This is a genomic window from Pseudomonas sp. 2,4-D (assembly GCF_030418155.1).
GTDB lineage: Bacteria > Pseudomonadota > Gammaproteobacteria > Pseudomonadales > Pseudomonadaceae > Aquipseudomonas > Aquipseudomonas alloputida.
Genome location: NZ_JAUHUI010000055.1, coordinates 13,325 through 32,485, shown reverse-complemented (window position 1 = coordinate 32,485; position 19,161 = coordinate 13,325). Strand labels below are relative to the sequence as shown.

Sequence of the window (19,161 nt, the reverse complement as noted above, 5' to 3'; positions counted from 1 at the left end):
CGCCCGTACCGGCCTCTTCGCGGGCAAGCCCGCCCCTACGAGGTATCGATAACCCTGTAGGAGCGGGTTCACCCGCGAAGAGGCCGGCACAGGCAACGGAGATGTTAGACTGTGCCCACGTCACCTCACGCGTACCCCCATGGCCTACAAACCCTCCCCCGCCCAGCCGCCCTCCGCCCTGCTGCGCCAGGTGCGCCCGCTGCGCCTGCTGCTGAACCAGGCCGAGCGCCTGGAACACTTGCAGCGCCTGCTGGAAAGCCAGTTGCAACCGGCTGCCCGCGAGCACTGCCATGTGGCGTCCTGGCGCGATGGTACTTTGTTGCTGGTGGTTACCGACGGCCATTGGGCAACCCGCCTGCGCTACCAGCAGAAGCGCTTGTTGGCGGCCCTGCAGGCCATGGAAGCATTCGGCAACCTCAGGCGCATCCTGTACAAGGTGCAACCGCCGCTGGTACCGGCCAAGCGTGGCGGGCATGCGGCCGAGCTTTCGAACAGCGCGGCCGAGAGCCTGCGTGACACCGCCGAGGGCATTACCGACCCCAAACTGCGCGCAGCACTGGAACGGTTGGCCGCCCACGCCGAGGGCAAGCCATAAAAAAGGCCACCCGAAGGTGGCCTTAATGAACTAGAGAGTGTTCGAACTTACACGGCCGCAACAGGGCGCATGTACGAGATCGGTGCCGTACTGGCATCTTCGAAAGTGACCACTTCCCAGGCATCGGTTTCAGCAATCAGCTTGCGCAACAGCTGGTTGTTCAGCGCGTGGCCGGACTTGAAGCCCTTGAACTCGCCGATCAGGCTGTTGCCCAGCAGGTACAGATCGCCGATGGCGTCGAGGATCTTGTGCTTGACGAATTCGTCTTCGTAACGAAGGCCGTCTTCGTTGAGCACGCCGTCCTCATCGACCACGATGGCGTTCTCGACACTGCCACCCAACGCAAGGTTGTGCTTGCGCAGGTACTCGATGTCACGCATGAAACCAAAAGTACGCGCGCGGCTGACTTCCTTCACGAACGACGTGCTGGAAAAGTCGACGCTGGCGCTCTGGGTCCGGTTGCGAAGCACCGGGTGATCGAAATCGATCTCGAAGCTCACCTTGAAACCTTCGAAAGGCAGGAACGTGGCGCGCTTGTCGCCCTCTTCCACGGTTACCTCACGCAGGATGCGGATGAACTTCTTGGCTGCGTCCTGTTCTTCCAGGCCGGCAGACTGAATCAGGAATACAAAAGGACCGGCGCTGCCATCCATGATCGGCACTTCCGAGGCGGAGAGCTCGACGTAGGCGTTATCGATGCCCAAACCCGCCATGGCGGAGAGCAGGTGCTCGACCGTATCGACCTTGACGTCACCGTTGACCAACGTCGTCGACATGGTTGTCTCGCCGACGTTGGCCGCACGCGCAGGGATCTCGACGACAGGGTCGAGGTCGGCGCGGCGGAAGACGATGCCGGTGTCAACAGGTGCAGGCTTGAGGGTCAGGTAAACCTTCTCCCCGGAGTGCAGACCGACACCTGTGGCACGGATGGTATTCTTCAGGGTGCGTTGTTTAATCATGGCATTGGCCGCTTCAGCGCAAATTGCGAACAGGTATCAACAAAGGCTGGGGATGATAACAGACCCAACCTTTGATGAATACCAATCACCTTTATACCCCTGATAAATTCCATTAATCAGCCTGACGACGCAGGAATGCTGGGATATCGAGGTAGTCCAAGTCATCCTGAGGGTTCAGTTTAGCGGCTGCGGCAGCACCTGCATGCGCCTGGTTGCGCATGACGGTCGGGCGCTCCAGGTCACGGTAGTTGACCGCTGGCTGCTCCTGGCGTACCGGTGCAGGGTTGGACGCTTCGTACGCCTGCTGGGCAGTCTGCAGGGTATTGTCGACCACCTTCACAGGCTTCTCGATGCGTGCGCCCAGACCAGTGGCCACCACGGTCACGTGCAGTTCGTCACGCATGTCCGGGTCGATCACGGTGCCGACCTTGACCATCGCGTGGTCGGAGGCGAAGGCTTCGATGATGCTACCCACGTCGGAGTACTCACCCAGCGACAGGTCCGGGCCTGCGGTGATGTTCACCAGGATACCGCGGGCGCCCTGCAGGTTGACGTCTTCCAGCAGCGGGTTACGGATAGCTGCCTCGGTGGCTTCACGCGCACGGTTCGGGCCGCTGGCGCAGCCAGTACCCATCATGGCCATGCCCATTTCACCCATCACGGTGCGCACGTCGGCGAAGTCGACGTTGATCATGCCTGGGCGCTTGATGATGTCGGAGATACCGCGTACGGCACCAGCCAGTACATCGTCAGCCTTGGCGAAGGCGGACAGCAGGCTGGCATCCTTGCCCAGGATGGTCAGCAGCTTCTCGTTGGGGATGGTGATCAACGAGTCGACGCTTTCAGCCAGCATGCGGATGCCTTCATCGGCGATCTGCATGCGCTTGCGGCCTTCGAACGGGAACGGACGGGTCACCACTGCTACGGTGAGGATACCCATTTCCTTGGCCACTTCGGCAATGATTGGCGCTGCACCGGTACCGGTACCGCCACCCATGCCGGTGGTGATGAACACCATGTTGGTGCCCTGCAGCACTTCGGCGATGCGCTCACGGTCTTCCAGCGCGGCCTGACGGCCGACTTCCGGATTGGCACCGGCACCCAGGCCCTTGGTCACACCCGTGCCCAATTGCAGGATGGTGCGCGCGCCAATGTTTTTCAGCGCCTGGGCATCGGTGTTGGCGCAGATGAATTCCACGCCTTCGATGCTGCTCTTGACCATGTGATTGACGGCGTTGCCGCCACCACCACCAACGCCGATCACTTTAATGACCGGACTTTGCGGGACGTTGTCTACGAGCTCGAACATTTTCCCTCTCCTTACAGTTCTCTAGTTGTTGCGCCTACCACTACTGCTTTGAAACTTAGAAGTTGCCCTGGACCCACTTCTTGAAGCGTTCAAGCACTGGGGCCTTCGGTTCATCGCCATAGCTGTTGCTGCTGCTGTTGCTGTTACCGGTCAGGGCCAAGTCCTCGGACTGCTTCAGCAGGCCGTAGGTGAGCAAGCCCACGCCAGTGGAATAGATCGGGTTGCGCACCACGTCGCTCAGCCCCCGAACGCTGTGCGGCACGCCCAGGCGTACCGGCATGTGGAAGATTTCCTCGGCCAGTTCCACGGCGCCTTCCATCTTCGCGGTGCCGCCGGTGAGGACGATGCCGGCGGGCACCAGGTCTTCGTAGCCACTGCGGCGCAGTTCGGCCTGGATCAGGGTGAAGAGCTCGTCGTAACGTGGCTCCACCACCTCGGCCAGGGCCTGGCGCGACAGCTCGCGCGGTGGGCGATCGCCCACGCTCGGCACCTTGATGGTCTCGCCAGCGCCAGCCAGTTTGGCCAAGGCACAGGCGTAGCGGATCTTGATTTCTTCGGCGTACTGGGTCGGTGTACGCAGGGCCATGGCGATGTCGTTGGTCACCTGGTCGCCAGCAATCGGGATGACCGCCGTGTGGCGGATGGCACCCTCGGTGAAGATGGCGATGTCAGTGGTGCCGCCACCGATGTCCACCAGGCACACGCCCAGCTCTTTTTCATCATCGGTCAGTACCGAGTAGGCCGAGGCCAGCTGCTCGAGGATGATGTCGTCGATTTCCAGGCCGCAGCGGCGCACACACTTCTCGATGTTCTGGGCGGCGTTGACTGCGCAAGTGACCACGTGAACCTTGGCTTCCAGGCGCACACCAGACATGCCCAGCGGCTCGCGCACGCCTTCCTGGTTGTCGATCACGTAGTCCTGCGGCAAGGTGTGCAGCACGCGCTGGTCGGCCGGAATCGCCACAGCCTGGGCAGCGTCGAGTACGCGCTCCAGGTCGGCCAGGCTGACTTCGCGGTCACGGATGGCGACGATGCCGTGGGAGTTCAGGCTGCGGATGTGGTTACCGGCCACACCGACGAACGCCGAGTGGATACGGCAGCCGGCCATCAGCTGCGCCTCTTCCACGGCGCGCTGGATCGACTGCACGGTGGACTCGATGTTCACCACCACGCCTTTTTTCAGGCCACGGGACGGATGGGTGCCGATCCCGACGATTTCCAGGGTGCCGTCTTCGCCCACTTCGCCCACCAGCGCCACCACCTTGGAGGTGCCAATGTCCAGCCCGACGATCATTTTGCCGCTATGCGCGTTTGCCATGGTCCTGCCTCTCTCTAATTCTTCGCAACGGCGGGTTGGGCCGTCGTCGGTGCAATCGGTTCCCGCCAACCAACGGCAAGTCCGTTGGAATAACGCAGATCAATGCGGGCGATAGTGGTGATCTGGTCTTTGAGTGTCTTGTCGTAAATGGCAATGAAACGGCGCATCTTCTCCACCAGATGATCGCGCCCCAGCAGCAACTCGATGCCTGGCCCGGCACTGCTCGCACCGGTGGTCAGGAACCAGCTGCCTCGCTCGCGCAGCTCCAGGCGAGCGATGGAAAAGCCCAAGGGGCGCAGCATCTGGCTCAATACCTGATACTGCTGCATGACTTGTTGCTGAGCACGCTGCGGCCCGGCCAGCTGCGGCAGGTGCTCATAGTTGGCCAGCTCGCGCGGGGTGAAAGCCTGACCCTGGTTGTTGAGCAGGGCTGCGTCCCCCCAGCGTGCCACCGGCAGTTGCTCTTCAAGGCGGATCACCACCTCGTCGGGCCACACCCGGCGCACTTCGGCGTGGGCGATCCACGGCATCTGCTCGAGCTCGGCGCGCATCGCCGGCAGGTCGACGCTGAAGAAGCTCGCCGCCACGTAGGGCGCGATACGCTGCTGCACCGATTGCTGACTGATGTAGCTGAGGTCACCCTGCACATCGATCTTGGTGATCGGGCGGTCGGCGTACGGCATCAGGCGAATGGCGCCCTCGTAGGCACCAAAGCCGGCCGCCACCAGCAACACCGGCCACAGCAAGCGCTTGAGGCCGCCCAGGCTTGGCCGGGGCAGGCGCGCCGATACGGGCTCGTCGGCCACCAGCCGGCTGGCACCACGCGGCACCGGCTTGCTACGGCCGGTAACGGGTTGCTGCTGACGTATCATCGCGCCTTGCATGGTTATTAACCTCGCGTCGCCACGCTTTCGGCCAGGATTGCCAGCACCAGTTGCTGGAAGTCCAGGCCAGCCGCGCGGGCCGCCATGGGCACCAGGCTATGATCTGTCATGCCTGGTGCAGTGTTGACTTCGAGCAGCCAGAACCGGCCCTGCTCGTCCTGCATCACGTCCAGCCGCCCCCAGCCTTCGATGCCAATGGCATCGCAGGCGCGCGCGGTCAGGTCGATCAGTTCCTGTTCCTTGACGCTATCCAGCCCGCACGGGATGCGGTACTGGGTATCGTTGGCGATGTACTTGGCGTCGTAGTCGTAGAACACGTGCGGCGTACCCAGGGCGATCGGCGGCAGCACCTGGCCGCGCAGTACCGCGATGGTGAACTCCGGGCCGTGGATCCACTGCTCCACCAGTACCTGGGAATCGTATTTGGCGGCGTCCTGCCAGGCGGCGACCAGTTCCTGGGCGCTGTTCACCTTGGCCATGCCGATGCTAGAGCCTTCATGGGCGGGTTTGACGATAAGCGGGAAGCCCAGTTCCGTACTGGCCTGCAAACAATCGCTTTCGCTCGCCAGCACCGCGTGGCGTGGCGTGGGAATGCCCAGGCTCTGCCACACCTGCTTGGTGCGCAGCTTGTCCATCGCCAGCGCCGAAGCCAGGATGCCGCTGCCGGTGTAGGGGATGCCCAGGCACTCCAGCAAACCTTGCATGCTCCCGTCTTCACCGCCACGGCCGTGGAGGATGATGAAGGCGCGGTCGATCTTCTCGCTCTGCAGGCGAGCGAGCAGGTCGTCACCGACGTCGATGGCGACCACGTCGACGCCGGCAGTGCTCAGCGCATCGATCACTGCCGCGCCGGATTTCAGCGACACCTCACGCTCGGCGCTCTTGCCACCGTACAGAACGGCGACGCGGCCGAACGCCTTGACGTCCAGGGTCGAGTGCAGCTTGTCGTAGGCGCTGGTCATTTCGACTTCTCCTGCTTGGCGCCTGCGAACAGCGGGCTTTTCATCAACTGGGGGGCCAGGCCGCCGACATCACCGGCACCCTGGCAGAGCAGGATGTCGCCAGCGCGCAGCAGTGGCTTGACCAGCGGTGCCAGTTCGGCGCCGCGCTCGATGTAGATCGGGTCCAGCTTGCCGCGCTGGCGGATGCTGTGGCACAGCTGACGGCTGTCGGCACCGGGGATCGGCTCTTCGCCGGCCGGGTAGACTTCCATCAGCAGCAGCACGTTGGCATCGCCCAGTACCTGGACGAAATCGTCGTACAGGTCACGGGTGCGGCTGTAGCGGTGCGGCTGGTAGACGATCACCAGGCGGCGGCTTGGCCAGCCACCGCGCACAGCCTTGATCACCGCCGCCACTTCGGTGGGGTGATGGCCGTAGTCGTCGACCAGCATCACACTGCCGCCCTCGACCGGCAGCTCGCCGTATACCTGGAAGCGACGACCAACACCCTGGAAGCCGGACAGGCCCTGGACGATAGCCTCGTCAGTAATGCCTTCGTCAGTGGCGATGGCGATGGTAGCCAGGGCGTTGAGCACGTTGTGGTTGCCGGGCATGTTCACCGAAACCTCCAACGGCTCGCGGTCACGGCGCAGCACGGTGAAGTGGGTCTGCATGCCCTGCTGACGCACATTGATGGCGCGGATGTCGGCCTCTTCGCTGAAGCCGTAGGTCACGGTAGGACGCTTGACCTGCGGCAGGATCTCGCGAACCACCGGGTCGTCCAGGCACATCACCGCCAAACCATAGAACGGCAGGTTGTGCAGGAACTCGACGAAGGTTTTCTTCAGCTTGTTGAAGTCACCTTCGTAGGTCGCCATGTGGTCGGCGTCGATGTTGGTGACAACCGCCACCATCGGCTGCAGGTGCAGGAAGCTGGCATCGCTTTCGTCTGCTTCAGCGATCAAGTAGCGGCTGGTGCCCAGCTGCGCATTGGTGCCGGCAGCGGTAAGGCGGCCACCAATGACGAAGGTCGGGTCCAGGCCACCGGCGGCGAACACTGAAGCCAGCAGGCTGGTCGTGGTGGTCTTGCCGTGTGTACCGGCAACGGCCACGCCATGGCGGTAACGCATCAGCTCGGCGAGCATCTCGGCACGCGGCACTACCGGTATGCGCCGCTCGAGGGCGGTGGCAACTTCCGGGTTGGCCGGGTTGATGGCGCTGGACACCACCAGCACATCGGCGGTGGCGGCGTTCTCGGCGCGGTGGCCGACGAAGATCTCAGCGCCGAAGGACTCCAGGCGTTCGGTGACCGGCGAGGCTTTAAGGTCCGAACCGGACACTTCATAGCCCAGGTTCAGCAACACTTCGGCAATACCGCACATGCCCACGCCGCCGATGCCGACGAAGTGAATACGGCGAATACGGCCCATCTTCGGCTGGGGCATGGCTTTCTGGCTCTCAACCATGGGCCACCTCCAGGCAGATATCGACCACGGTGCTGGTTGCAGCAGGTTTGGCCAGGCGCCGTGCGGTGCCAGCCATGACGTTGAGTTTCTCGGGTTGCATCAGCACCTCGTTCAGGCGTTCAGCGAGTTGCGCTGCGCCAGTTGTCGCTTGTGGCATCAGGAAGGCAGCGCCTTCGCGGGCCAGATATTGGGCGTTGTGGGTCTGGTGGTCGTCGATCGCGTGGGGCAAAGGCACCAGCATCGAAGGCAGGCCTGCTGCCGCCAGTTCGCTGACAGTCAGGGCACCGGCCCGGCACACCACCAGGTCGGCCCAGCCATAAGCTTGGGCCATGTCGTTGATGAAGGGCTCTACCTGAGCCTCGACGCCCACCTCGTGATAACGCTCGGCGGTGATCGGTGCGTGCTGCTTGCCGGCCTGGTGGAACACTTCAGGCCGCAGCGCCGCGGGCACTTCAGACAGGGCCTTAGGCAACAATTTGTTCAATGGTTCCGCACCCAGGCTGCCACCCAGCACCAACAGGCGTGCGCGGCGCTCGCCCAAGGGCACGCGTTGCGCGTCCATGAAGAGTTCCGGACGCACCGGGTTGCCGGTGGTGCGACGCTTGTCGCTGGCCTCGAAGGTGTTCGGGAAAGCTTCGCAGACCCGCGCCGAGAGGGGCACCAGCAACCGATTGGCGGTACCGGCCCTGGCGTTCTGCTCATGGATCACCAGTGGCACGCCGCACAGCCGCGCGGCCACGCCGCCGGGGCCGGTCACATAGCCGCCAAAGCCCAAGACACATACGGGCTTGAGCTGGCGAATGATGCGCCGTGCCTGCAGCACGGCCTTGACCAACGTGAAAGGCGCCTTGAGCAACGACAACTTGCCCTTGCCGCGCAGGCCGCTGACCTGAATCAGGTGCAATGGCAAACCCGCCTGTGGCACCAACTCGTTCTCGATCCCACGTGGGGTGCCCAACCAGTGCACGCTGTAACCGCGCTTCTGGAACTCACGGGCGCAGGCCAGCGCCGGGAATACGTGCCCCCCGGTGCCGCCGGCCATGATCAATACATTTTTGCCTTCAGCGGCCATGACTGGTCTCCTCGGCAAAATCACTTTCGCTGAATTCGTGCTCCTCACTGCCCAGATGCGTGCGGCTCTCCCACTCGATGCGCAGCAACAGCCCTACGCAGGCGCAGCAGATCACCAGCGAGCTTCCCCCGTAACTGAGAAACGGCAGGGTCAGGCCCTTGGTCGGCAGCAGGCCGACGTTCACACCGATGTTGATCAGGAACTGGCCAATCCACAGGAAAGCCAGGCCGAACGCCATGTAGGCGGCAAAGAACTGTTTGGCCTTCTCGGCCCACAGGCCGATGTACAGGGCGCGCACGGTGACGAACACGAACAGCGCGACGGTCAGCAGCGAGCCGACCACGCCCAGTTCTTCCGCCAGGACCGAGAACACGAAGTCGGTGTGCGCTTCAGGCAGGTAGAACTGCTTCTGCACGCTGTTGCCCAGGCCAACGCCCAGCCACTCGCCACGGCCGAAGGCAATCAATGCCTGGGTCAGCTGGTAGCCGGAGCCGAACTGATCGGCCCAGGGGTCGGTGAACGTAATAAGGCGCGCCATCCGGTAGGGCTGCGCCTGAACCAGAACAAATACCGCCAGCACCGCCAGCACCACCATCAGGCTGAAGCGGAACAGCCCCACCCCTCCCAAAAACAACATGGCCGCCGCCGCGCCCATCATCACCACCGTGGCGCCGAAGTCCGGTTCCATCAGCAGCAATGCGGCCATGGGCAGAAGCACGATGAACGGCTTGAAGAAGCCCATCCAGGTTTCGCGCACCTCGGTCTGTCGGCGTACCAGGTAGCCGGCCAGGTAGATGACCACGAACACCTTGGCGATTTCCGAAGGCTGTACGTTGAAGAAGCTGAAACCGATCCAGCGCATGGAGCCGTTAACCTCACGGCCGATACCCGGCACCAGTACCAGTACCAGCAAGCCGAAGGCGCCAAGCAGCATCATGAAGCCCATCCGCTGCCAAGTGGCGATCGGCACCAGGATGGTTGCACCACAGGCCACCAGGCCAAGGAACACGTACACCAGGTGGCGGAACATGTGATACAGCGGGTTGCCGGATTGTACCGCAGCCACTTCCGAGGAGGCCGAAGTAATCATCACCAGGCCCAGGCCCAGCAAGGCCAGGCAACCGGCGAGCATCGGGAAGTCCAGGTCGACGCCACGGCCGCTGATCAGCGGCGACGGGTAGGGTTTGAAGATGCCGAAGATCATGCAAGGCCTCCCGCTGCCTGGGCGAACAGGCGCCCCCGTTCCTCGAAGTTCTTGAACATGTCGAGGCTGGCGCATGCTGGCGACAGCAGCACGGCATCGCCGGCCTGGGCCAGCTCGGCACACTGCTGTACGGCATCGTCAAGGGTCTTGACCCGAACCAGTGGCACGGCATCGCCCAAGGCCTCGGCCAGGCGCTCGGCATCACGGCCAAGCAGTACCACGGCGCGGCAGAAACGCTTGACCGGCTCGCGCAGCGCAGTGAATTCAGCACCTTTGCCGTCACCACCGGCGATCAGCACCAACTTGCCTTCGATATCGGCGCCCAGGCCTTCGATGGCGGCCAGGGCTGCACCGACGTTGGTGGCCTTGGAATCGTCATACCAGTTCACGCCATTACGCTCGCGTACCCACTGGCAACGGTGGGCCAGGCCACCGAACTCGCGCAGGGCCTCGAGCATGGGCTCGAACGGCAGGCCTGCAGCATGCCCCAGGGCCAGCGCCGCCAGGGCGTTGCTCTGGTTGTGAGCACCGCGAACCTTCAGTTCGCGCGCCGGCATCAGCGTCTGGAACTCGAATGCCAGGTATTTCTCACCGTCCACTTCACGCAGGCCAAACGCTTTGAAGTCGGGCGGGTTGAGGCCGAAGGTCCAGCATGGACGGCCTTCCACCGGCAGCGGCCGGCTCAGGGCGTCCTGGCGGTTGACCACCACCTGGCGGGCACCGCGGAAAATCCGGTGCTTGGCCAGGTGGTAGGCCGGAAGGCCGCTATAGCGGTCCATGTGGTCTTCGCTGATGTTCAGAACGGTCGCCACTTCGGCGTTGAGCTGGTCAGTGGTTTCCAGCTGGAAGCTGGAAAGCTCCAGCACGTACAGCTCGATGTCATCGGCCAGCAGGTCGAGCGCCGGGGTACCGAGGTTACCGCCCACGGCCACGCGTTTGCCGGCCTTGGCGGCCATTTCACCGACCAGCGTCGTAACGGTGCTCTTGGCGTTGGAGCCGCTGATGGCAATGATCGGCGCCTTGGCATGGCGAGCAAACAGCTCTATGTCGCCAGACAGCTTCACGCCACGCGCGGCCGCCTGCTGCAAGGCCGGCGTGGCCAAGGCCAGACCGGGGCTCACGTACAACTCGTTGGCGCGGCACAGGAAGTCCACGTCCAGTTCACCACAGCGCACTTCCACCTGCGGGTAATCACGGCGCAGGGTTTCCAGTTCCGGCGGTTGCTCGCGGGTATCGGCGACCGCAAAGGCAATGCCCCGGCTCGCCAGGAAGCGAACCAGGGACATGCCGCTCTTGCCGAGGCCGACAACGATGCGGAATTGGTCGGAAGCGATCAAAGACACGCTCATCTACCTCAGTTTCAGGGTTGCAAGGCCAATCAGTACCAGGATCACGGTGATGATCCAGAATCGGACGATCACCCGGGGCTCTGGCCAGCCCTTGAGTTCAAAGTGGTGATGAATCGGCGCCATGCGGAACACGCGCTTGCCGGTCAGCTTGAAGGAGGCGACCTGGATCACCACCGACAGGGTTTCCACCACGAAGATGCCGCCCATGATGAACAGCACGATTTCCTGGCGCACGATGACGGCGATGGTGCCCAGCGCGGCACCCAGCGCCAGCGCGCCGACGTCGCCCATGAACACTTGCGCCGGGTAAGTGTTGAACCACAGGAAGCCCAGGCCGGCACCGATCAGCGCGCCGCAGAACACGATCAGCTCGCCCGAGCCCGGCACGTAGGGGATCAGCAGGTACTCGGCGAACTTCACGTTACCCGACAGGTAGCAGAAGATGCCCAGCGCGCCGCCGACCATCACCGTCGGCATGATTGCCAGGCCGTCAAGGCCATCGGTGAGGTTGACCGCGTTGCTCGAACCGACAATGACGAAGTAGGTCAGTACGACGAAGCCGACGCCCAGCGGAATGGTGACATCCTTGATGAACGGCAGGATCAGCGTGGTCTCGACGCTGGTTGGCGCCGTCTTGTACAGGAACACCGCCGCCGCCAGGCCGAACACCGACTGCCAGAAGTACTTCCAGCGGCTTGGAAGGCCACGCGAGTTCTTTTCGATCACCTTGCGGTAGTCATCGACCCAGCCAATGGCACCGAACGCCAGGGTGACGATCAGCACAACCCATACATAGCGGTTGCTCAGGTCGGCCCACAGCAAGGTGCTGACGGCGATGGCCGACAGGATCAGCGCCCCACCCATGGTCGGGGTGCCGGACTTGGACAGGTGCGATTGCGGGCCGTCGTTACGCACGGCCTGGCCGATCTGGCGAATTTGCAGGGTACGGATCATCCAGGGGCCCAGCCACAGCGCCAGAGACAACGCGGTCAGTACACCAAGAATCCCGCGCAGGGACAGGTACTGAAAGACCGCGAAGCCTTTGTGGAACTGTTGCAGATACTCGGCCAACAGCAGCAGCATTAATGTTTCTCCCCGCTGGCACCGCACAATGCCGCCACGACGTTTTCCATCGCAGCGCTGCGCGAGCCCTTGATCAAGATAGTGGTGTCACTGGCATTCTCGGCGCTAACCGCATCGATCAGCTCAGCTTGAGTAGCGAAATGGCGGCCATTGGCGCCGAACGCCTTGACCGCATGTGCCATGTTGGAACCCACCGCGTACAGGGCGTCAACCTTGCCACGCGCGTAGTCACCCACCTGACGGTGGCCTTCTTCCGCCCATTGCCCCAATTCGCCGATATCCCCAAGCACCAGAACGGTGCGTCCGGAAAAGCCGGCGAGTATATCAATCGCTGCGCACATAGAGGTGGGATTTGCGTTGTAACTGTCGTCGATTACCCGTACCCCGTTCGGCGCGATCTGCGCCACGGTACGCCCCTTGACCGGTTGCACCGCAGCCAGGCCGGCGGCGATGCCGCTCAGGCTCAGACCAACGGCATGTGCAGCGGCGGCGGCGGCCAAGGCATTGCTGACGTTGTGTTCACCCAGCACATTGAGTTGCACGGCTACCGTTTCACCGGCGCCATGCAGGGTGAAGGACGGGCAGCCACGGGCATCGCGACCAATGTCTGACGCGTGGAAATCGGCCTTCGGGTTGCCGCGTGCGAAACTGACGACCTTGTGCGCACCGGCACGCGCCTTCCAGATGTCAAAGGCTTTGTCGTCCAGGTTGAGGATGGCAATACCGCCCTGGCCCAGGCCTTCGAGAATCTCGCCTTTGGCTTCGACGATCTTGTCCGGGCCGCCGAATTCGCCAACGTGGGCAGTACCGGCGTTGTTGATGATCACCACCTGCGGTTGCGTCAGGCCTACGGTGTAGCGGATTTCGCCAATGCGCGAGGCGCCCAGTTCGATCACTGCTGCGCTGTGCTCCGGGGCGATCTCCAGCAGTGTCAGCGGTGCACCGAGGTCATTGTTCAAGTTGCCGCGAGTGGCGTGCACCAGGCCACGGGTACGCAGGATGCTGGCGAGCATTTCCTTGACCGTGGTCTTGCCGCTGGAACCGGTAATGGCCACTACAGGCTTGTCGAAAGCCGCGCGGTTCAGGGCGCCGAGCTGACCCAGTGCTACCCGGCAATCCTTGACCAGCAACTGCGGCAGGTCGACACCGGCCACTTCTCGCTCGACCAGAGCTGCTACTGCGCCTTTGGCTTTCACATCTGCCAGGTAGTCATGGCCATCGAAACGCGGGCCGGCCAGGGCGACAAACAGTTGCCCGGCGCTGACACTGCGGCTATCGATGCTGACGCCGGTGAACGTGGCGTCGCCACCGATGTGTTGACCCTTCAGTGCTGTGGTCAGCTGGCTGAGTGACAACGGCTTAAGCATGTGGAGCCTCCCAGGCTGCAAGTGCCTTTTCGGCTTCGGTCAAATCGGAGAAATCATGGCGCTCGCCATTGATCTCCTGGTAATCCTCGTGCCCCTTGCCGGCCAGCACGATCACATCGTTGGCAGCGGCGGTGGCAATCAGGTGCGCGATGGCCTCGCCACGGCCGGCGACGAACTCGACGTCGTCAGGCCTGGTGAAACCGGGGCGAATGTCATCGAAGATGCGCAACGGATCTTCAGTACGCGGGTTGTCGTCGGTGACCAGTACGCGGTCGGCCAGGCGCTCGGCCACTTCGGCCATCAGCGGGCGCTTGCCGCGATCACGGTCACCGCCGCAGCCGAACAGGCACAACAGCTTGCCGTGAGCGTGCGGGCGCAGGGCCTCGAGTACTTTTTCAAGTGCATCCGGCGTGTGTGCATAGTCGACCACCACCAGCGGCTTGTCGCCACCACCCAGGCGCTGCATGCGGCCTACCGGCCCCTGCAGTTGCGGCGTGACCTTGAGGATCTCGTCCAGCGCATAGTCCAGCGCCAGCAGGGTCGCCACAGCGGCAAGCATGTTGCTCAGGTTGAAGCGGCCCAGCAGTTGGCTGCGCAAGATACGTTCACCTTGGGCAGTGACGATCGTGGCGCGCACGCCATCGTCACTGAACACAGCTTCGCGGCAGAACAACGAGGCCTCTGGGCTTTCCAGGCTGTAGCTCAGCAGCCGGGTTTCGATATGGTCGACACTTGGGCGACGCGCGAAGTCGGCGGCCAGACGACGACCAAAGTCATCATCCAGGTTGACCACCTGGCAACGCAGGCTCGGCCAGGCGAACAGCTTGGCCTTGGCGGCCTCATAGGCTTGCATGCTGCCGTGATAATCGAGGTGGTCGCGGGACAGGTTGGTCATCACCGCGATGTCGAATTCCAGTGCGGCAACCCGGCCTTGCTCCAGGGCATGGGAAGACACTTCCATGGCCACGGCCTTGGCGCCGCCTTTCTTGAGGTCGTTGAGGGTCGATTGCACGGCAATCGGGTCGGGCGTGGTCAGGCGGCCGCTCTGCAACTCGCCGTAGAAACCGGTCCCCAGGGTGCCAATCAGGCCGCAGCGCTGGCCAAGCAGGTCGAGTGCCTGGGCTACCAGTTGGGTAACGCTTGTCTTGCCGTTGGTACCGGTCACGCCGACCAGATTCAACTGGCGGCTCGGTTCACCGTAGAAGCGCCCGGCGATATCTGACAGCTGAGCGATCAGGCCTTTGACCGGAATCAGCGGCGCATCGGTCAGCGGCAGCACATTGGCACCCTGCTCTTCGTAGGCCACGGCAGCAGCACCACGGGCCAGGGCATCGGCGATATGCTCGCGGCCATCGACCTTGGCACCCGGCACCGCCAGGAACAAGTCACCCGGGCGCACATTACGGCTGTCTAGGGTCAGCTCACGAATCAATGGATCACGGCTGGCGTGGGCGAAAAGTTTGCTTAATGGCATTGTCATCATCCACGCCCTCCCTTGGCGGCTGCTGCATTGACTTGTGATGGCACGGCTGGTGCAGGTGCAGGTGGCGGCAGGTTGTCTGGCGGCACGTTCATCAGGCGCAGGGTGCCGGACATGACCTTGCTGAATACAGGCGCCGATACCAGACCACCGAAGTAGCCGCCCTTGCCCGGCTCGTCGATGACCACAACGATGGCGTAGCGCGGGTCGCTCATTGGCCCGAAGCCGGCGAACAGCGAGCGGTAGGCGTTTTCGGTGTATCCCTTGGCACCCACGGTGGCCTTACGCGCGGTGCCGGACTTGCCGGCCACGTGATAGAACGGCACCTGGGCACGGAAGACGCCGCGCGGCGCTTCGATCACCTGCTGCAGCATGCCTTGAACGGTTTCGGCGACATCCTTCGGAATGGCCTGCACGGCTTCCGGCGCCTTGTCGACCTTGATGATCGACAGCGGCACCATCTTGCCGTCGTTGGCCAGCGCCGCGTAGGCATGCACCAACTGCAGGGCAGTCACCGATACGCCGTAGCCATAGGACAGGGTGGCGGTCTCGGCCTTGCGCCACTCACGGTGGTTGGGCAGGTTGCCGACACGTTCGCCCGGGAAGCCAAGGCCGGTGTACTGGCCCAGGCCGACCTGGGACATGACCCGGTAGATGGCCTCGCCGCCGATGTCGAAGGCGATCTTGCTCATGCCAACGTTACTGGAGTTGATCAGGATGCCGGTCAAATCAAGAATCGGGCCCTCGCTGCGCGACACGTCCTTGATGGTGTAGCGGCCGATCTGCAGGCTGCCAGGGTACACCTCGACCTTGTCGGTCGGCTTCCAGCGGCCGCTCTGCAGCGCCGCACTCATGGAGATCGGCTTGACCGTGGAGCCCGGCTCGAACACGTCGATGATCGCCCGGTTACGCATGGCCGCCGGGAACATGCTACGGCGGTTGTTGGGGTTGTAAGTCGGCTGGTTGACCATGGCCAGGACCTCACCGGTCTTGACGTCCATGATCACCAGGCTGCCGGCCTTGGCGTCCTGTTCGGCAATGGCATTGCGCAGCTCGCGGGTAGCCAGGTACTGCAGGCGCAGGTCTATCGACAACGCCAAGGTCTTCCCGGCCTTGGCGTTCTTGGTTACCTGAATGTCCTTGATCAGCCGACCGCGCCGGTCCTTGATCACCTGGCGCTTGCCGGGCACACCGGCCAGCCACTCGTCATAGGCCAGCTCCACCCCTTCACGACCGTGGTCGTCGAGGTCGGTAAAGCCGACCATGTGTGCAGTCACATCACCGGCCGGATAGAAGCGGCGGAATTCTTCCAGGCCGTACACGCCAGGCACTTTGAGGTCGAGCACGTGCTGGCCCTGCTCTGGGGTCAGCCCCCGGACCAGGTAGATGAATTCTTTGTTGGCCTGCTGGGTCAGGCGCTCAATCAACTGCTGCGGGTTTTGCCCCAGCGCAGCGGCCAATTGCGGCCAGCGCTCCTTGGAGGCCTGCATCTCTTTGGGGTTGGCCCACAACGTGGTGACCGGGGTACTCACGGCCAACGGCTCACCGTTGCGGTCGGTGATCAAGCCGCGGTGCGCCGGGATGGGGATGTGACGCAGGCTGCGTGCATCGCCCTGGCCCTTGAGGAAGTCACGGTCAACTACCTGAAGGTCGATGATGCGCCAGCAAATGGCGCCGACCATGATCGCCAGCAAGCCGATCACTACGCGGAAGCGCCACGGGTAGAGTGCGCCTTCGAGCTTCATCATGGCGCCACCATCCGGACTTCGTCAGCTGACGGCACGCGCATCTTCAACTGCTCTGAGGCCAGGCTCTCGATGCGGCTGGCGGCGGTCCAGGTACTCTGCTCAAGAATCAGCCGGCCCCATTCGGCCTGAGCCTTGTCGCGCTCGTTCAATTCACCGTACAGGGTGTTGAGCAGTTGACGGTTCCAGTGCGCACTGTAGGACACGGCAATGGCCGAAACCAGTACGCCGACGAACAGCAAAAGCATCAGGAAGCTTCCGCCTGGCAAGGGTTTGGCAAGTAGCCTGCTCACCGCAGCTTCTCCGCCACGCGCATCACGGCGCTACGCGACCGCGGGTTGGCCTTGAGCTCGGCCTCGGAGGCGAACTGAGCCTTGCCGATCAGCTTGATTTTCGGCTCGAAGGCCTTGTGCTGAACCGGCAGGTTACGCGGCAGGTTGTCGGCTTCACCCTTCACCAGCTTGCGCATGAACAGCTTGACGATACGATCTTCCAGCGAGTGGAAACTGATGACGGCCAGGCGACCACCGACTTCCAGCGCATCGAGCGCAGCCTCAAGGCCAGCCTCCAGGTCACCCAGCTCGTTGTTGACGTGAATGCGAAGGCCCTGGAAGGCACGGGTAGCCGGGTTCTTGCCCTTTTCCCATGCCGGGTTGGCCACTTTGAGCACCTCCGCCAGGTCGGCGGTACGGGTGAAGGGCTGTTTTTCACGGCGCTCGACCACTGCACGCGCCATTCGCCCGGCAAAGCGTTCTTCGCCGTACTCCTTGAAGACGCGGGCGATTTCTTCCACGGGCGCAGTGGCGATGAACTCAGCGGCACTGATGCCCTGGTCCGGGTTCATGCGCATGTCCAGCGGGCCATCATTGAGGAAGCTGAAGCCACGCTCCGGGTCATCCAGCTGCGGCGAGGACACGCCCAGGTCCAGCAACACACCACTGACCTTGCCGTGCAGGCCGCGCGCTGCCACTTCTGCACCCAACTCGGCAAAACTGCGCTGCACAATGACAAAGCGGCCGTCTTCGGCCGCCAGCGCTTGCCCCGTGGCAATCGCTTGTGGATCTTTGTCGAAGCCCAGGAGCCGCCCTTGCGGCCCGAGCTTGCTGAGAATCAGACGGCTGTGTCCGCCCCGGCCGAAAGTACCGTCCAGATAGCAACCGTCGGCGCGCAGGGCCAATGCCTCGACAGCTTCGTCGAGCAGGACGGTGATGTGGTTGAAGCCGCTATCTATGGTCACAGGATCAGGTCACGCAATTCGTCGGGCATGGCGCCCGGTTGTTGAATAGCTGCAAGGTCAGCTGCCGAAACCGTGTTCCAGGCATCTTCATCCCACAGCTGGAATTTGTTCAGTTGCCCCACCAGCATCGCCTTCTTGTCGAGCTTGGCGTACTCACGCAGGCGGGGCGGCACCAGGAAACGCCCACTGCCATCGAGCTCCAGGTCAACCGCATTACCAATCAGCAAACGCTGCAGGCGGCGGTTTTCCTCACGCAACGATGGCAAGGCACGCAACTTGGCTTCTATCTGTTCCCACTCATCGAGGGGATAAACACACAAGCAGGGGTCTACGGCGTCAATGGTCACGATCAGTTGGCCATTGCAACGTGAGTCGAGCTCGTCACGGTACCGACTCGGCATGGCGAGACGGCCCTTTGCATCGAGGCTGACGGCATTGGCTCCGCGGAACACGGCTGTGATTCCCCACAATGTTAGCTTTTTTGTGTCAGAAAACCCACTTCATCCCACTTTCTGCCACTTGCGCACACTATAGGAATCCGCCCGCAGCACCGTCAAGGCACGTTCATAAGGAAAAGCCTTACAGGACCGAGATTTAGCGCAACAACGGAATGTGGAAGGACTGCCAGAGAGAAAAAAACACGAGAAAAATCAAACCCACGCAAGCGAATGGAGTTCGAAGTTAAAGTAATTTATTAAGAGTAAGATTTTTTCGGTATTACCAGAGAGGATCTGCTATCGATTCAAGCAGGGAAAGAAAGGTGGAGAGTCGATCTGTAAGCCGGGTTTTGTCGAGGACAGTCATTCCTCTACGACGGCCATCACTGGACGCCTCTAGCAACCTACCCGGTTCCGACGCGGGCCACGCCTGATGGAACCCTATTTGGTCTTGCTCCGAGTGGGGTTTACCTAGCCACGAACTGTTGCCAGCCGTGCGGTGCGCTCTTACCGCACCTTTTCACCCTTACCGGCACCGAAGTGCTTAGGCGGTTATTTTCTGTGGCACTTTCCGTAGGCTCACGCCTCCCAGGCGTTACCTGGCACTCTGCCCTATGGAGCCCGGACTTTCCTCCCCCTGCTGCTCACACAACAAAAAGTTGCGGAACAAAAACAGGCAGCGACTGTCCGATCGACTCTCCGCCGCCAAGGTTAC

The 19,161-nt window shown here is 62.6% G+C and carries 17 protein-coding genes and 1 other RNA gene; 1 reads left to right on the top strand and 17 read right to left on the bottom strand.

Translation table 11 applies throughout. From position 1 onward, the window contains the following. Positions 1-139: 139 nt before the first annotated feature. Positions 140-595 carry a DUF721 domain-containing protein gene (locus tag QYE47_RS25145; RefSeq protein WP_014592276.1) on the top strand — a complete coding sequence of 152 codons (456 nt, stop codon included), beginning with the start codon at positions 140-142 and terminating at the stop codon, positions 593-595. 47 nt (positions 596-642) lie between these two features. On the opposite strand, the gene lpxC is transcribed toward QYE47_RS25145, so the two are convergent. The 17 genes from lpxC to rnpB form a co-directional block, all read right to left on the bottom strand. Then, complete coding sequence (gene lpxC / locus QYE47_RS25140; protein WP_003251873.1) at positions 643-1,554, bottom strand: UDP-3-O-acyl-N-acetylglucosamine deacetylase; 912 nt, start codon at positions 1,552-1,554, stop codon at positions 643-645. Positions 1,555-1,666: 112 nt separating this feature from the next. Next, positions 1,667-2,863: a cell division protein FtsZ gene (gene ftsZ, locus QYE47_RS25135; RefSeq protein WP_003251871.1), complete on the bottom strand. Its 1,197-nt coding sequence runs from the start codon at positions 2,861-2,863 to the stop codon at positions 1,667-1,669. A 55-nt stretch (positions 2,864-2,918) separates the two neighbouring features. After that, positions 2,919-4,181, bottom strand: coding sequence for a cell division protein FtsA (ftsA, locus tag QYE47_RS25130; protein ID WP_003251867.1), 1,263 nt, complete (start codon positions 4,179-4,181; stop codon positions 2,919-2,921). A 14-nt stretch (positions 4,182-4,195) separates the two neighbouring features. After that, a complete protein-coding gene (locus tag QYE47_RS25125; protein WP_003251865.1) occupies positions 4,196-5,065 on the bottom strand; it encodes a cell division protein FtsQ/DivIB in 870 nt (289 codons plus the stop codon). Between the two features lie 5 nt (positions 5,066-5,070). Continuing rightward, positions 5,071-6,027: a D-alanine--D-alanine ligase gene (locus tag QYE47_RS25120; RefSeq protein ID WP_014592278.1), complete on the bottom strand. Its 957-nt coding sequence runs from the start codon at positions 6,025-6,027 to the stop codon at positions 5,071-5,073. Continuing rightward, a complete protein-coding gene (murC, locus tag QYE47_RS25115; protein ID WP_010952455.1) occupies positions 6,024-7,472 on the bottom strand; it encodes a UDP-N-acetylmuramate--L-alanine ligase in 1,449 nt (482 codons plus the stop codon). Before murC ends, QYE47_RS25120 begins: the two co-directional genes overlap by 4 nt. Beyond that, entirely contained in the window at positions 7,465-8,544 is a 1,080-nt protein-coding gene (gene murG, locus QYE47_RS25110) for an undecaprenyldiphospho-muramoylpentapeptide beta-N-acetylglucosaminyltransferase (RefSeq protein WP_003251858.1), read from the bottom strand. The genes murC and murG overlap by 8 nt, the downstream gene beginning before the upstream one ends. Next, positions 8,534-9,745, bottom strand: a complete 1,212-nt coding sequence (gene ftsW / locus QYE47_RS25105) for a putative lipid II flippase FtsW (RefSeq protein ID WP_172830961.1) — start codon at positions 9,743-9,745, stop codon at positions 8,534-8,536. Before ftsW ends, murG begins: the two co-directional genes overlap by 11 nt. Next, positions 9,745-11,091 (bottom strand): UDP-N-acetylmuramoyl-L-alanine--D-glutamate ligase, encoded by a 1,347-nt coding sequence (murD, locus tag QYE47_RS25100; RefSeq protein WP_026031974.1) that lies wholly within the window; start codon positions 11,089-11,091, stop codon positions 9,745-9,747. The genes ftsW and murD overlap by 1 nt, the downstream gene beginning before the upstream one ends. Before the next feature lie 6 nt (positions 11,092-11,097). Continuing rightward, a complete protein-coding gene (gene mraY / locus QYE47_RS25095) occupies positions 11,098-12,180 on the bottom strand; it encodes a phospho-N-acetylmuramoyl-pentapeptide-transferase (protein ID WP_003251852.1) in 1,083 nt (360 codons plus the stop codon). Then, a complete protein-coding gene (gene murF / locus QYE47_RS25090; RefSeq protein WP_014592281.1) occupies positions 12,180-13,547 on the bottom strand; it encodes a UDP-N-acetylmuramoyl-tripeptide--D-alanyl-D-alanine ligase in 1,368 nt (455 codons plus the stop codon). The genes mraY and murF overlap by 1 nt, the downstream gene beginning before the upstream one ends. Next, positions 13,540-15,030 carry a UDP-N-acetylmuramoyl-L-alanyl-D-glutamate--2,6-diaminopimelate ligase gene (locus tag QYE47_RS25085; RefSeq protein WP_172830940.1) on the bottom strand — a complete coding sequence of 497 codons (1,491 nt, stop codon included), beginning with the start codon at positions 15,028-15,030 and terminating at the stop codon, positions 13,540-13,542. The genes murF and QYE47_RS25085 overlap by 8 nt, the downstream gene beginning before the upstream one ends. Further along, entirely contained in the window at positions 15,027-16,772 is a 1,746-nt protein-coding gene (locus tag QYE47_RS25080; RefSeq protein ID WP_162996162.1) for a penicillin-binding protein 2, read from the bottom strand. Before QYE47_RS25080 ends, QYE47_RS25085 begins: the two co-directional genes overlap by 4 nt. Beyond that, complete coding sequence (gene ftsL / locus QYE47_RS25075; RefSeq protein WP_003251845.1) at positions 16,772-17,065, bottom strand: cell division protein FtsL; 294 nt, start codon at positions 17,063-17,065, stop codon at positions 16,772-16,774. Before ftsL ends, QYE47_RS25080 begins: the two co-directional genes overlap by 1 nt. After that, positions 17,062-18,003, bottom strand: a complete 942-nt coding sequence (rsmH, locus tag QYE47_RS25070; RefSeq protein ID WP_172830962.1) for a 16S rRNA (cytosine(1402)-N(4))-methyltransferase RsmH — start codon at positions 18,001-18,003, stop codon at positions 17,062-17,064. The genes ftsL and rsmH overlap by 4 nt, the downstream gene beginning before the upstream one ends. 2 nt (positions 18,004-18,005) lie before the next feature. Beyond that, positions 18,006-18,461, bottom strand: a complete 456-nt coding sequence (mraZ, locus tag QYE47_RS25065; RefSeq protein WP_019439042.1) for a division/cell wall cluster transcriptional repressor MraZ — start codon at positions 18,459-18,461, stop codon at positions 18,006-18,008. A gap of 308 nt (positions 18,462-18,769) precedes the next feature. Beyond that, positions 18,770-19,145, bottom strand: an RNA gene (gene rnpB, locus QYE47_RS25060) — RNase P RNA component class A. Positions 19,146-19,161: the final 16 nt, after the last annotated feature.

Bases quoted from the DNA above. Each gene is read 5' to 3' on its own strand.
- QYE47_RS25145 (WP_014592276.1), top strand. From the start codon at position 140: ATGGCCTACAAACCCTCCCCCGCCCAGCCGCCCTCCGCCCTGCTGCGC.
- lpxC (WP_003251873.1), bottom strand. From the start codon at position 1,554: ATGATTAAACAACGCACCCTGAAGAATACCATCCGTGCCACAGGTGTC.
- ftsZ (WP_003251871.1), bottom strand. From the start codon at position 2,863: ATGTTCGAGCTCGTAGACAACGTCCCGCAAAGTCCGGTCATTAAAGTG.
- ftsA (WP_003251867.1), bottom strand. From the start codon at position 4,181: ATGGCAAACGCGCATAGCGGCAAAATGATCGTCGGGCTGGACATTGGC.
- QYE47_RS25125 (WP_003251865.1), bottom strand. From the start codon at position 5,065: ATGCAAGGCGCGATGATACGTCAGCAGCAACCCGTTACCGGCCGTAGC.
- QYE47_RS25120 (WP_014592278.1), bottom strand. From the start codon at position 6,027: ATGACCAGCGCCTACGACAAGCTGCACTCGACCCTGGACGTCAAGGCG.
- murC (WP_010952455.1), bottom strand. From the start codon at position 7,472: ATGGTTGAGAGCCAGAAAGCCATGCCCCAGCCGAAGATGGGCCGTATT.
- murG (WP_003251858.1), bottom strand. From the start codon at position 8,544: ATGGCCGCTGAAGGCAAAAATGTATTGATCATGGCCGGCGGCACCGGG.
- mraY (WP_003251852.1), bottom strand. From the start codon at position 12,180: ATGCTGCTGCTGTTGGCCGAGTATCTGCAACAGTTCCACAAAGGCTTC.
- murF (WP_014592281.1), bottom strand. From the start codon at position 13,547: ATGCTTAAGCCGTTGTCACTCAGCCAGCTGACCACAGCACTGAAGGGT.
- QYE47_RS25085 (WP_172830940.1), bottom strand. From the start codon at position 15,030: ATGATGACAATGCCATTAAGCAAACTTTTCGCCCACGCCAGCCGTGAT.
- QYE47_RS25080 (WP_162996162.1), bottom strand. From the start codon at position 16,772: ATGAAGCTCGAAGGCGCACTCTACCCGTGGCGCTTCCGCGTAGTGATC.